This is a genomic window from Bacillus sp. MYb56 (assembly GCF_002976445.1).
Classification (GTDB): domain Bacteria; phylum Bacillota; class Bacilli; order Bacillales; family Bacillaceae_G; genus Bacillus_A; species Bacillus_A mycoides.
This window is the reverse complement of sequence record NZ_PCOH01000022.1, coordinates 80,851-94,900: the sequence shown is the minus strand read 5'-3', so window position 1 is coordinate 94,900 and position 14,050 is coordinate 80,851. Positions and strand designations below refer to the sequence as shown.

Annotated in this window: 10 protein-coding genes, 5 tRNA genes and 1 pseudogene; 14 read left to right on the top strand and 2 right to left on the bottom strand. The window is 36.5% G+C overall.

The features are described 5' to 3' along the window. Nucleotides 1–67: 67 nt before the first annotated feature. The 14 genes and pseudogenes from CQ058_RS22465 to CQ058_RS22400 all read left to right on the top strand — a co-directional run bounded on the left by CQ058_RS22465 (nucleotide 68) and on the right by CQ058_RS22400 (nucleotide 11,560). A tRNA-Tyr gene (locus CQ058_RS22465) sits at nucleotides 68–151 on the top strand. 65 nt (nucleotides 152–216) lie between these two features. After that, a tRNA-Gln gene (locus tag CQ058_RS22460) sits at nucleotides 217–291 on the top strand. Nucleotides 292–296: 5 nt separating this feature from the next. Next, nucleotides 297–372: transfer RNA gene (locus tag CQ058_RS22455), tRNA-Lys, on the top strand. A 5-nt stretch (nucleotides 373–377) separates the two neighbouring features. Continuing rightward, nucleotides 378–449: transfer RNA gene (locus CQ058_RS22450), tRNA-Gly, on the top strand. Nucleotides 450–459: 10 nt separating this feature from the next. Next, nucleotides 460–532, top strand: a tRNA-Ala gene (locus tag CQ058_RS22445). Between the two features lie 125 nt (nucleotides 533–657). Continuing rightward, on the top strand, nucleotides 658–1,803 hold the full coding sequence (locus tag CQ058_RS22440; RefSeq protein WP_002191711.1) for a glycerate kinase: 1,146 nt from the start codon (nucleotides 658–660) through the stop codon (nucleotides 1,801–1,803). Between the two features lie 270 nt (nucleotides 1,804–2,073). Further along, nucleotides 2,074–2,967: an arginase gene (gene rocF, locus CQ058_RS22435; protein WP_002029355.1), complete on the top strand. Its 894-nt coding sequence runs from the start codon at nucleotides 2,074–2,076 to the stop codon at nucleotides 2,965–2,967. 248 nt (nucleotides 2,968–3,215) lie between these two features. Continuing rightward, entirely contained in the window at nucleotides 3,216–4,037 is an 822-nt protein-coding gene (gene cdaA, locus CQ058_RS22430) for a diadenylate cyclase CdaA (protein ID WP_002191712.1), read from the top strand. Then, nucleotides 4,030–5,553 (top strand): CdaR family protein, encoded by a 1,524-nt coding sequence (locus tag CQ058_RS22425; protein WP_105589990.1) that lies wholly within the window; start codon nucleotides 4,030–4,032, stop codon nucleotides 5,551–5,553. The genes cdaA and CQ058_RS22425 overlap by 8 nt, the downstream gene beginning before the upstream one ends. Next, nucleotides 5,546–6,892 carry a phosphoglucosamine mutase gene (gene glmM / locus CQ058_RS22420; RefSeq protein ID WP_002091472.1) on the top strand — a complete coding sequence of 449 codons (1,347 nt, stop codon included), beginning with the start codon at nucleotides 5,546–5,548 and terminating at the stop codon, nucleotides 6,890–6,892. The genes CQ058_RS22425 and glmM overlap by 8 nt, the downstream gene beginning before the upstream one ends. A gap of 285 nt (nucleotides 6,893–7,177) precedes the next feature. Continuing rightward, nucleotides 7,178–7,362: pseudogene (locus CQ058_RS32915) on the top strand (hypothetical protein). 12 nt (nucleotides 7,363–7,374) lie between these two features. After that, nucleotides 7,375–9,177 (top strand): glutamine--fructose-6-phosphate transaminase (isomerizing), encoded by a 1,803-nt coding sequence (gene glmS, locus CQ058_RS22410; protein ID WP_105589989.1) that lies wholly within the window; start codon nucleotides 7,375–7,377, stop codon nucleotides 9,175–9,177. Nucleotides 9,178–9,288: 111 nt separating this feature from the next. Next, nucleotides 9,289–9,447: a hypothetical protein gene (locus CQ058_RS22405; RefSeq protein ID WP_232301892.1), complete on the top strand. Its 159-nt coding sequence runs from the start codon at nucleotides 9,289–9,291 to the stop codon at nucleotides 9,445–9,447. A gap of 148 nt (nucleotides 9,448–9,595) precedes the next feature. Next, the gene (locus CQ058_RS22400) at nucleotides 9,596–11,560 is read left to right on the top strand and encodes a S9 family peptidase (RefSeq protein WP_002191714.1); all 1,965 of its coding nucleotides are present in this window, start codon (nucleotides 9,596–9,598) and stop codon (nucleotides 11,558–11,560) included. A 181-nt stretch (nucleotides 11,561–11,741) separates the two neighbouring features. Here the strand turns inward: CQ058_RS22400 and CQ058_RS22395 are convergent, their stop codons facing one another. Both CQ058_RS22395 and CQ058_RS22390 read right to left on the bottom strand, forming a co-directional pair. After that, nucleotides 11,742–12,248, bottom strand: a complete 507-nt coding sequence (locus CQ058_RS22395) for a DoxX family membrane protein (RefSeq protein ID WP_000236347.1) — start codon at nucleotides 12,246–12,248, stop codon at nucleotides 11,742–11,744. 159 nt (nucleotides 12,249–12,407) lie between these two features. Further along, nucleotides 12,408–13,694, bottom strand: a complete 1,287-nt coding sequence (locus CQ058_RS22390) for a DUF5068 domain-containing protein (RefSeq protein WP_000038607.1) — start codon at nucleotides 13,692–13,694, stop codon at nucleotides 12,408–12,410. Nucleotides 13,695–14,050 lie beyond the last annotated feature (356 nt).

Below are 14,050 nucleotides of genomic sequence, written 5' to 3'. Positions count from 1 at the left end.
ACCTGCCTTACAAGCAGGGGGTCGGCGGTTCGATCCCGTCATCCTCCACCATATATTTTTAAATGTCGGAGGGGTAGCGAAGTGGCTAAACGCGGCGGACTGTAAATCCGCTCCTTTGGGTTCGGCAGTTCGAATCTGCCCCCCTCCACCATTTTCTTTAAAATAACCTGAGAGGGTTTATTTTTTTGAAAAGATAACCATACTAGTAAATATTAATGGGCTATAGCCAAGCGGTAAGGCAACGGACTTTGACTCCGTCATGCGCTGGTTCGAATCCAGCTAGCCCAGCCATTTACGAGCCATTAGCTCAGTTGGTAGAGCATCTGACTTTTAATCAGAGGGTCGAAGGTTCGAATCCTTCATGGCTCACCATTTTCGCGGAAGTAGTTCAGTGGTAGAATACAACCTTGCCAAGGTTGGGGTCGCGGGTTCGAATCCCGTCTTCCGCTTAATTACTAAGGGGCCTTAGCTCAGCTGGGAGAGCGCCTGCCTTGCACGCAGGAGGTCAGCGGTTCGATCCCGCTAGGCTCCATATAAATAGGAAAAGCTTACATCAAATGATGTAAGCTTTTTTTGTGTTTAAATTCCACTCAAAAAGGAAACTTTTCCGTATATCGTTTAAAATGAAAAAAAGGGATTGAATAAGGGGGGATAATTATGAAAGTTGTCATTGCATCGGATTCATATAAAGAAAGCCTGAAAGCTATAGAGGTATGTGAAGCTATTGAAAGGGGTTTTGCAGCAGTTTTTCCTAAAGCAGAGTACGTTAAAGTACCAATTGGAGATGGAGGTGAAGGAACGGTCGAATCTCTTGTTGGTGCTACAATGGGGGGAATTATATCACTTAATGTGACAGGGCCGCTTGGGGAGAGTGTGCAAGCCTATTATGGAATGTCTAAGGATAAGGAGACAGCATTTATTGAAATGGCGGCAGCATCAGGATTACAACACGTTCCAATTGAAAAGAGAAACCCACTTATTACAACGACAAAAGGGACAGGTGAACTGATATTACATGCATTAGATCAAGGAGCTAAACACATTATTTTAGGGCTTGGAGGAAGTGCTACAAATGATGGTGGGGCAGGTATGTTGTCTGCTTTAGGCGTAGAGTTTATTAATAGGAAAGGTGAAGTAATTGAGCCCTCTGGAGGAACATTACATTTGATTACTGCTCTTAACCTTTCTCGTATGGATACACGTTTGAAGGATATAAAGCTAGAAGCAGCATGTGATGTCGACAATCCATTAGTTGGACCAAAGGGAGCGTCTTTTGTATTTGGGAGACAAAAGGGTGCGAATGTAGAGATGATGAAAGAGCTAGACGGGAATTTAAAACATTATGCTAATATACTTAAACAGTACGTATCTTTTGATGTGTCCCTAATACCTGGTGCAGGGGCAGCTGGAGGAATGGGAGCCGCTGTCGTTGCAGTACTAAAGGGACAGCTAAGAAAAGGGATTGAAATTGTATTAGATTATACAAATTTTGATAAGTGTATAGAGGGTGCCGATCTTATTGTAACTGGTGAGGGAAGGATAGATGAACAAACAGCTTATGGAAAAGCTCCTGTTGGTGTCGCGAAGCGGGCGAAATGCCGTCATATTCCTGTAATTGCTATTGGTGGATCTGTATCTCCGAACTATACAATTGTTTATGAAAAGGGAATTGATGCAGTATTTAGTATTACAGCAAGTCCAATGACATTAGAAGAGGCATATAAAAGGGCAGAAGAGAATATAGAAATGACAGCGAGAAATATTGCAGCAGTGTGGAAACTAGCATCAAAAAAACGCTTCTAAGTGTAGAAGTGTTTTTTAAATTCAGTTATTTGAGGATGTTTTGTGTAATTCTAGGTATTGATGGAGAAAGGCACGGATAAAAATATTAGCTGATAGAAAAGTTAGTTGGTTCATTAAGTTAACTTTATACATAGAATAGTTTAAAAATCGGGAGTCCAACGTAAATATAAGTGAATAAAATGTATATCCATGCAGAAAAATGTCGAGTTGAGTCAGACTATATAAAAGATTTAAAATATTTAGTGAAGGCATAAAAGGGGGATACTATCTATGAAAAAAGAAATCTCAGTTATTGGAGTTCCAATGGATTTAGGACAGATGCGTCGCGGGGTTGATATGGGACCAAGCGCGATCCGTTATGCAGGGGTAGTTGAAAGAATTGAACAAATTGGATATGACGTAAAAGATATGGGAGATATATGTATAGAGAGAGAAAAAGAAGTAGATGAAAATACAAAGTTACGAAACCTTACTCAAGTTGCAACTGTATGTAATGAACTAGCGACTAAGGTTGATCATATTATAGAAGAAGGTCGTTTTCCACTTGTATTAGGCGGTGATCATAGTATTGCTATCGGTACGCTAGCTGGTGTGGCGAAACATTATAAAAATTTAGGTGTTATTTGGTATGATGCACACGGTGATTTAAATACAGAAGAAACATCACCATCTGGAAATATTCACGGTATGTCACTTGCTGCAAGTTTAGGTTATGGACATTCTTCACTTGTAGATTTATACGGGGCATACCCGAAAGTAAAAAAAGAGAACGTTGTAATTATAGGTGCACGTGCATTAGATGAAGGAGAAAAGGACTTTATTCGTGAAGAAGGCATTAAAGTATTCTCAATGCATGAAATTGATCGTATGGGTATGACGGCTGTTATGGAAGAAACAATTGCGTATTTATCTCATACTGACGGTGTTCATTTATCATTAGATTTAGATGGGCTTGATCCTCATGACGCACCAGGAGTTGGAACACCTGTAATTGGTGGTTTATCGTATCGTGAAAGCCACCTAGCGATGGAAATGTTAGCAGAAGCTGATATTGTTACATCTGCTGAATTTGTTGAAGTAAATACGATTTTAGATGAGAGAAATAGAACAGCAACAACAGCGGTTGCTTTAATGGGTTCTTTATTCGGTGAAAAACTAAAATAAATGTAAGAAAAGCAACTGAGAAGTTGCTTTTTTTATTTGAAAATAGGCGTATAATAATGACTTATATTATACTGTAGGATAAGAAAGTTTGACATCTTACCAATTTAAGCTAAAGGGGGGCGTTTGTAATTGTCGTTTGGTTCATGTATGGTATAATTAACTAGTTGTTGGAAATACATACAGATAGAGCATAAAATAATATTTCAATATATGGATAGAATTGCTCGTAAGTAGGAGGAAGGGTTAGCATGCCTTTTGAAGATACGACCATTTTGAAATATCTTAGTACGGCATTAGATATTGCTGTTGTATGGTTTATTATATATAAGCTAATTCTTATAATTCGGGGCACGAAGGCTGTGCAACTTTTAAAAGGTATTACAGTTATTATTGTCGTCCGGATGATTAGTATTTTACTTGAATTGCATACGCTATATTGGCTAACGGAACAAGTATTAACGTGGGGATTTTTAGCCGTTATTATTATCTTCCAGCCAGAATTGAGAAGAGCACTTGAGCAGCTAGGACGGGGTAGCTTATTTTCGCGTGTGGGAACTCACGAGGACGATGAACCTGAAATTGTTGCAACAGCGATAGCGAAAGCAACGGAATATATGGGAAAACGTAGAATTGGTGCACTAATTACTTTGTCAAAAGAGACTGGGGTGGATGATTATGTAGAAACGGGTATTCCGCTAAATGCAAATGTGTCATCGGAATTACTCATTAATATTTTTATCCCTAATACCCCTCTTCATGATGGAGCAGTAATTATGCAGGGAAGTACAATTAAAGCAGCAGCATGTTACCTTCCGTTATCAGAAAGCCCATTTATTTCTAAGGAGTTAGGAACTAGGCATCGCGCTGCAATGGGAGTTAGTGAAGTCACTGATAGTATTACAGTAGTTGTGTCGGAAGAAACAGGCCAAATTTCTTTAACGAAAAACGGGAAGTTACATCGTGATTTGAAGACAGAACAGCTGAAGGACATGTTGTTAGCAGAATTTAGTGGGAATGAAAAAACGACTTCTTCGTCTTTATGGAATTGGAGGAGAAAGCGTCATGGATAAGTTAATGGAGAATCATTGGTTTTTAAAAGGAATCTCATTACTATTGGCGTGTATGCTTTTCATGTCAGCAACTTTAACTGAAAAAAATACGACATCGAGTATATTACCTTTCGTAAATGAAACGAAAGAAACATTAACTGATTATCCTATTACCCTTAAGTATGATGAAGAGAAATATATTGTAAGTGGTATTCCATCAGGTGGAGTCAAGGTGAAGTTGGAAGGTCCAAAATCAGCAGTTGCTACAGCAAAAGCAAAAAAACAATTTGATATACCAGTTGATTTGAGAGATAGCGAAAAAGGAACTTATGAAGTTTCTTTGAAAACGAACGGGCTTCCAGATGATGTGAAAGGAACAGTTCAGCCATCAACAATTAAAATTACTCTACATGAAAAAGCGAGAAAATACGTTCATGTAGACTTAAAATTATCAAATGAGGATCAAATGCCAGCGGGTTCTACTCTCGAAAAATCAAACATTAAACCTGATACTGTTGAGGTAGTTGGGACGAAAGAAGAAATTGAAAGTATTTCATCTGCTAAGGCGTATATTGATTTAAAAGGTGTTAATAAAACTGTTACAAAAACAGCCGAAGTTACATTATACAATAAAGAAGGAAAACGTTTAAATGTAAGAACGAGTCCATCTAAAATTAGTGTAACATTGAATGTGGCGACGCAAGCTACGGCCAATAATACTGAAAAAACTGTTCCTGTGACGTATACGAAAAAGGGGAGTTTGCCAGAAGGATTGACTGTTACAAATATTAGCGTTGAGCCAAGAGAAGTAACGATAGCAGGTCCAAAAGACATTTTGGATAATATACAATCTATAGAGGGGGTCGAGGTAGATTTTAGTCAATTGACGGATTCTACAACATTCGATGCCTCTGTTTTATTGCCAAAAGGTGTAACAAGTGCAAAACCAAATCAAGTGAAGGTTTCCGTAGGGGTACAAAAGGTAAAACAAACGAAAAGTAAAACTATTGATGGTATCCCGATTCAAAAAAGTGGAATTCCGAATGATGTTACTGCGCAGCTACTTTCGCCACAAGATGGAAAGATAAGCGTTGATATTTCAGGAGAAGCAAGTATAGTAGATAAAATAACAGCTGCTCAAATAACAGCGGCGATTAATCTGCAAAATGTATCTCCGGGGACGAAAGATGTTTCTATTCAAGTGAGTGGTCCTGGTAATATTTCGATAGAAGCAAAACAAAAAAGTGCTAAAGTCACAATTGTGAAGAAAGAAAAGCCGGATAAAGAAGTACAGGGTAATATTGAACAACCAGATTCAAAAAACAATCAAGAAAATCAAACTGAAAAACCAAAAAATCCTGAACCAGATCCAGAAAAGGATCAGGAAAAAGAAAAAGAAAAAGAAAAAGAAAAAGAAAAAGACAAAGAAAAAGAAAAAGAAAAAGAAAAAGAAAAAGAAAATGGCCAAGAACCAAGCCAAGAACCAACAGTAGATAATCAAAAAGAGCACGAAAAAGGAGCGAATAATAATGGGTAAATATTTTGGTACAGACGGAGTACGTGGGGTTGCAAATAAGGAATTAACACCTGAATTAGCTTTTAAAATAGGACGTTTTGGCGGCTATGTATTAACAAAAGATACAGATCGTCCAAAAGTAATTATTGGCCGTGATACACGTGTATCTGGACATATGCTAGAAGGAGCTTTAGTAGCAGGCCTATTATCAACTGGAGCGGAAGTAATGCGCCTTGGTGTTATTTCTACACCAGGTGTGGCTTATTTAACAAAAGCTTTAGGGGCGCAAGCAGGTGTTATGATCTCTGCATCCCATAACCCAGTACAAGATAATGGAATTAAGTTCTTCGGTTCAGATGGATTTAAATTAACAGATGAGCAAGAAGCAGAAATTGAAGCGTTATTAGACAAAGAAGTTGATGAGCTACCACGTCCAACAGGTACTAACCTTGGACAAGTGAGTGATTACTTTGAAGGTGGACAAAAATATTTACAATACATTAAACAAACTGTAGAGGAAGATTTCTCTGGTTTACATATTGCTTTAGATTGTGCACATGGTGCTACATCTTCTTTAGCTCCATATTTATTTGCAGATTTAGAAGCTGATATTTCAACAATGGGAACTTCACCGAACGGTATGAATATTAACGCTGGAGTAGGTTCTACGCATCCAGAAGTGTTAGCTGAATTAGTAAAAGAAAAAGGTGCTGACATTGGTCTTGCTTTTGATGGTGACGGAGACCGTTTAATCGCAGTAGACGAAAAAGGAAACATCGTTGATGGCGATCAAATTATGTTTATTTGCGCGAAGTATATGAAAGAAACTGGTCAATTGAAACATAATACAGTTGTTTCAACAGTTATGAGTAACTTAGGTTTCTACAAAGCGCTTGAAGCAAACGGTATTACAAGTGATAAAACAGCAGTTGGTGATCGCTACGTAATGGAAGAGATGAAACGTGGTGGATATAACCTGGGCGGAGAACAATCAGGTCATATTATCTTACTTGATTACATTACAACTGGTGATGGAATGTTAAGTGCACTTCAACTTGTAAACATCATGAAAATGACGAAAAAGCCATTATCTGAGCTTGCAGGTGAGATGACAAAATTCCCACAATTACTAGTAAACGTTCGTGTAACAGATAAAAAACTAGCATTAGAAAATGAGAAAATTAAAGAAATTATTCGTGTTGTAGAGGAAGAAATGAATGGAGACGGTCGTATTCTTGTTCGTCCATCTGGAACAGAACCACTTATTCGTGTAATGGCAGAAGCACCGACACAAGAAATTTGTGATGGGTATGTACATCGTATTGTAGAAGTTGTGAAAGCTGAAGTTGGCGTTGAATAATTAGCTGGTTTTATTTAAAAGGAGCACAAAAAGTGCTCCTTTTTCATATGTTTTATAGACAATGAAAAAAAATTCATTGACGATTTATATTGTTTGTTATACGATGGTCTTGTTCTTTTTCTCAAAGGAAATATTGTAAATTATAAAAGCGCCAGAACTACAAGTAGTGTAGTTGACGAGGTGGAGTTTATCGAGATTTCGGCGGATGACTCCCGGTTGTTCATCATAACCGCAATCTTTTACTTAAAACATTAAGGTGACTTAGTGGACAAAGGTGAAAGTGTGATGAGAGAAAAGGAACGGATGAATACTAGCTGTATAAGTATATACGGACTTTAACCCAATCGAGAGGAAGGTGAAAGCCGTTACAAGCTTACAGGGCTAGCAATATGTAATCCGTTTTTTTAATATAAATAAATGGTATCGGACTATGTCGTTACATGTTCGCAAAGCAGTGTAAGCATTTGTAACGGCGACTAAACATGTGTGGAATCGTAGGATTTATTGGAGAGCAAGATGCAAAGGAAATTTTATTAAAAGGTTTAGAAAAGCTAGAATATCGCGGATATGATTCAGCAGGTATTGCAGTACAAGCAGAGAACGGTGTTGTTGTATACAAAGAAAAAGGCCGTATTGCAAAACTTCGCGAAGTCGTAGAAGAGAACGTAGCAGCAAGCGTGGGAATCGGTCACACACGCTGGGCTACACACGGTGTTCCAAGCAAACTAAACGCGCATCCGCATCAAAGTACATCAAAACGCTTTACACTAGTTCATAACGGTGTAATTGAAAACTATGAGTTAGTGAAAAAGGAATATTTACAAGATGTAACGTTCGTAAGTGAAACAGATACAGAAATTATCGTGCAACTTATGGAACAACAAGTGAGCACAGGACTAAGTGTAGATGAAGCGTTCCGTAATACGCTATCTCTTTTACATGGCTCTTATGCAATCGGATTACTTGATGCTGAAAATCCAAACATGATTTATGTTGCTAAAAACAAAAGCCCGCTATTAGTAGGTGTTGGTGACAACTTTAATGTTGTGGCGAGCGACGCTATGGCGATGTTACAAGTTACAGATCAATTTATTGAGTTAATGGATAAAGAAATCGTAATCGTAACGAAAGAAAGTATTACAATTAAAAACTTACAAGGTGAAACGATTGAACGTGCACCGTTTACAGCGGAATTAGACGCAAGTGATATTGAAAAAGGAACATACCCTCATTTCATGCTTAAAGAAATCGATGAGCAACCACTTGTAATCCGTAATATAATTCAAAAGTACCAAGATGAAAATGGCGAGATTGAACTGAATGAAGATATCCGTAACGCAATTTTAGATAGCGATCGTATTTACATCATTGCATGTGGAACAAGTTATCATGCAGGTCTTGTTGGAAAACAATTTATCGAGAAGTTTGCAAAAATGCCAGTTGAAGTGCATGTAGCAAGTGAATTTTCTTATAACATGCCATTATTAACAGAGAGACCATTCTTCATTTACATTTCACAAAGTGGTGAAACAGCTGATAGCCGTGCAGTACTTGTACAAACGAATGAAATGGGTCATAAAGCATTAACGATTACAAACGTACCTGGTTCTACGCTTTCTCGTGAAGCTGATTATACACTTCCGTTATACGCGGGACCAGAAATCGCAGTTGCATCAACGAAAGCTTACACAGCACAGCTTGCGGTACTTTCAATTTTAGCTGCGGACATTGCTAAAGCAAAAGGCGAAGTTCTTGATTTTGATTTAACACACGAATTAGGACTTGTAGCAAATGCAATGATAGAACTTTGTGATCAAAAAGAAGAAATGGACGCATTAGCAAAACAATTTTTAGCAACAACGCGTAACTGCTTCTTCATCGGACGTAGCGTAGACTTCTTCGTAGGTTTAGAAGGTGCGTTAAAACTAAAAGAAATCTCTTACATCCAAGCAGAAGGATTTGCTGGAGGAGAATTAAAACACGGTACAATTGCCTTAATCGAAAACGGTACACCAGTTATCGCACTTGCTACACAAGAGCACGTAAACCTTGGAATTCGTGGTAACGTGAAAGAAGTAGTAGCACGCGGAGCTAACCCATGTATCATCTCAATGAAAGGCTTAGAAATGGAAGGTGACAGCTTCGTATTACCAGCTGTACACGAAGCACTAGCACCGCTAGTAGCAGTTATTCCATTCCAACTTATCTCATACTACGCAGCGCTTCACCGCGAATGTGACGTTGATAAGCCACGTAACTTAGCTAAATCTGTTACTGTTGAGTAGGAGATTGGTAGAGTAACTAGATTATTGTAAATTTAAAATAAAGTCACGACGTTTATAAAAAAGTTGTGAAGCTTTGCCCCTTTGGATATGATTATCTAAAGGGGCATTTTTGTGTCGAAAAAAAGAACATCTAATATTGATAAGTGGATTAAAGAGAGGAAAGGAACTGGCAGTGGGAGAGATTATCAGCCTTGTCTTGAAATTCAAGACGGTCCCTCATTAGATTGGTCAGTAGGATTTAAAAAGTATAAAAACCGGCAGACAACATAAGTTTTTATCGGATTTGGGACGGAACCACTTTTATTTAACTGAATTTTCTGTTGTTATTCCGAATATTCGTTGATGGAAAAAAACCACTGATTAAAGTTTCACTTTATTGAACAAATTAGATTACTAGACATTACAAGGGGGTTTATTAATGAAGGTGAAAGAAAAAACATATTTAAGTATAGAAGAGATTATTTCGTTACCAACCTTATCAGGTACAAACATAAGTGATGATGGCAAAAATGTAGCATTTGTTAAGAAGACAGCTAACTGGAAAGACAATACATATAGAAATCATGTATGGATATATGAGAAAGATAAAGGGCAGAGTTATCCACTAACAACTGGAGATATAGATAGTACACATCTATTATGGTCTCCAGATTCCAAGACTATTGCATACCTTAGCCCAGGCGGTGACGAGGCTAATAAAAATCAGATCTTTGTTAAGTCAATAGACGGTTGTAGTGAGGTTCAAATTACTGATGAGAAAGAAGGGGTCAGTAATTTTAAATGGGAGCCTAGTGGCAAAGGCTTTTATTATGTGGCACAGTCAAAAGAATGTGAGGGAATAAAGAAACGTAAAGAGCTATATGGGGACTTCCAACATGTAGGTAAGGAACATCGGCATAATTGTTTATATTACATTGAAATAGAAAAAGTGATACAAAATGATAAAGGGGAACGAGAGATTAGCGGTGTTTATCAATTAACTGAGGGTAAGGATTTTTATATACATAACTTTGATATTTCAAATGATGGGAAAAAGGTTGTATTTATAGCTACACCAAGCCTAAACGATTATATGAATGGTGATCTATATATATTAGATATTGAAGCTGGAGAACTACAAAAGATGAATATAGATAAGTTGTTGGGAGGGAGCGTTTGCTTTTCTCCTGAAGGCAGCAAAATATGTTACTCGGCAAGCATAAGGGAGAAGGAGTACTATAAGACTCATATACAAGACAGTACATTAGAAATCTATGATATGAATAATGGAGAGCTAATTCGACCTTTACTAGATTTTGATAGTACGGTTATGCCATTACAGTGGACAGCTAAAGGAATTTTAATTAGATGGCAGGATAAAACGAATTATCTTATTGGGTTGCTATGTGAGGATGGCACTGTAGAAATGTTAAGTGAAAACGTAGATGGCTTTATAATGGATGCTTCTATAACAAGGGATGGAAATCATATATCCTATAATAAGGCTATTACAAATGAAACCTTTGAAATCTATTTAGACGATAAAAAAATAACGAATGAAAATAGCTTTTTTGAAGGAGAGCTTAAAAGTAATAGGGAAATAATCTCATGGAAAAGTAGTGATGGTCTTGAAATAGAGGGTGTTTTATCGACTCCAGTAGAGTTTGACACAAATGAAAAATATCCCTTATTAGTAGTAATCCATGGTGGTCCGGCTTGGGCATCCTTCCCAATATTTTCAGATTGTTTTAATGAAAAATATCCTATTGAGCAGTTTATCGAAAAAGGCTTTATCGTTTTAGAACCAAACTACAGGGGAAGTTCTGGTTATGGTAATGAATTCTTAAAAGCAAACTATAGAAAACAGGGGATTGCTGACTACGAGGATGTTATATCTGGAGTGGATAAACTAGTTGAAAAAGGGATTGCAGATAAAAATAGAGTAGGGGTTATGGGATGGAGTAACGGGGGATATATATCAGCTTTCTGTTCTACATATAGTGATAGATTTAAAGCTATCTCAGTTGGGGGCGGAATCACTAACTGGGGTACCCATTATGTAAATACAGATATCCCTTACTTTATTAGAATGTATTTAGGAAATACTCCATGGAATGATCCAGAGATATATAAGAAAACATCACCAATGACATATATTAAATCAGCCTGTACGCCCACTTTAATCCAACATGGCGAAAAGGATGCAAGAATTCCAACTCTAAACGCACATGAACTATATGAAGGATTAAGGGACATGGAAGTTGATACAGAATTAATTATATTTAAAGGAATGGCATATAGTCCTGATCAGCCGGGAATGAATGTAGCTATTATGAAACAGAATCTGATGTGGTTTTCACACTATATTCTTGGGGAAAGTATGAAAGGTTTTAGGGTTTTATAATGGCTTGTTTTAGTCTTTAAGCTTTTTAGATGCTTGAAATAAAGTCGTACACATTTATCCGGTTATATATGATTGAGTTTAACATTTCGGATAAGGCAAACTGTGAAATATTTTGGTGTAAATAAGAAAAGAGCCTGAATGTAGGCTCTTTTCTTATTTATATTTAAAAGATGAACTGTTCTTATGCAGTTTTACTTAATTTATATGCTTCACGGTTATTTTTTTTGAAAAGTTTTGGGAAAACATAACCATCTAATCCAATACGTCCAGCATTCTGTCCTGCAACTAAAATGAACATAGTTAAAATAAGTAGGTTTGGGTTTACACTAACAGTTCCGCTTAATAAAAATGAAAGGTTCATTATGATGCCGAAAAATGCAGCTGTTTTTGTTAATCCACCTAAAATCAAACCTAGTCCTACTAAAATTTCTCCCCATTGAACTAAAAAGCTAAATAGGTCTGCGTTTGGAAGAACAAAATGTTGAAGAAAATCTGCCCACCAACCTTGTACTGCAGGGTGGTCACCTGATGCTTGAGCGATAGCTCCTTTTAGAAAACCACTTGCATCAAAAGACTGTCCAAAAACTTTTCCTATTCCAGCAGCGAGCCATGCATATCCTATGTAAAGTCGTAAAAATAATAATATGAAAGTAGCGCGTTTATCAGTTCTTAAAAAATTGATAACCATTGAAATCCCTCCAATGTATTGTATTTACATGTTTATTATATATCCATTGTGAATAAATTCACAATGGATAAAGTGTGAACAAAAATGGTGTTTTTATATATTAGAAAAGGCATATAACAATCATATGTTATATGCCTTTTCTAATATATACTTAGTAATTTATTTAGGTAATGTAAATTTAACTTTTTTACCTTGTGAAATATCTTTAGCTTCTTTATTTCTCATAGGTCCTAACTCAATCTCAAAGCTTTTTTCTTTCCAAATCTTTTCGTACTGCTCTTGATCTAAAATATATACTTGCAGCAATTCTCCAGATGTTCCAGTTTTAACTGCAGCGTTATAGTCGTAATTTAATAGCATACCTTCATTAATCGTATATTGTGTACCATCATTCACTCTTAATGTAGAGCTTATAGGAGATAGTGAAACGTCTTGAGCATCTTTGTTATCAAGCTTGAATTTTACTGTTAACAGAACAAGACCGTTTTTAAAATTTGCAAAGCGTGGAGCTTCGACGGAATTTGGTGTGAATTGAGTGAATTGGTATCCGTCTAATGTAACATTAACAGCGCCTAATTCTTGGCTGTTATTAATACTTGATTTCTCTTTTAACATTTTTTTATCGCCCATGTTATTAGCTGTAGCTTTATCTTGGTAGAAAGTGTTATCTGTTGCAACCTTTTCAGCACCTTGTTTGTTTAAACTTAATGAAAAGCTTCCAGGACTTCCGATTGGAGCATCAAATTTTCCTTTATTAGCTTGTGCAGTTGGGACTGTGACTGAGACCGTTGAGAGATTTGAAATTTTTGCTAGATCATCTTTTCCGAATGGATAAGCGATATAACCAGAAATAGTTTCTCCTGCTTTTACTAAGTAATCATTCGTTGGAGCAAGCTTAGTTGGTAGCTGATCTTCTGTTGGAATTAAATCTCTATAGTTACTATATGCTTTCTGAGCACCAGTAAATGACATGTCCAATGCTGGCATATAATAAATATCTTTAGCTGAACTATTTTTTACGCTGTAGTTCACAAGAATAACTCCGCCCTCTGTTTGACGATTAAACGGAATGTCGAAGTTTGTATGGAATCCATTTAATTCAACTAATGTATAACCATTCATTGTTACTGAAACATCTTCAGCTTTATAGACTTGTGGTTCCTTATTTTCAAAAAGAACTTTTGTTTTACCACCTGTTTCTTTTTCCATATAGGAAATCAGCTTAGAGTAATCGCTTGAGCTAGTAGCTGTATTTTCAGGCTTTTTATCTTCGGATTTTTTTTCTTCAGGTTTATTTTCTTTCGTTGTATCCGTTTTTTCTGTTTTGTTTTCTTGCGTTACATCTTCTTTTTGTTCTTTATTTGTCGTATCGCTTTGACCACAGCCAGTTATTACAAAAGCTGCTACGATTAGTGTAGAAAATAAAGAAAGTAATTTTTTTGACATGTTTCTTCCCCCTATTTGTTTAAAACCAGTTGGGTCTGTATAATCAGACCCTTTATATCTCTCACATTAGCCCCACGTTTTATTATAAGAAAGTGGACCAGTATTTACCAGTGTTTTTCTGATTGTTTTTATTATTTTGATATCTTAATGGTTATTTTTAATAGAAACATAGTTAAAGCTTATATAGGTAATTACAATATTTTTCCGCCAAAAGAGAGAGAAGATTATCTTTTCTATTTTAAATATTGAATCTTTTTGTTAGAGTAAATAATAGAGATATATTGAAAGGGGACAAAGACTCGATATGTGTACGAACTTGTAATGATTAGAAATTAGATAGATGAATTTTTCTCTCA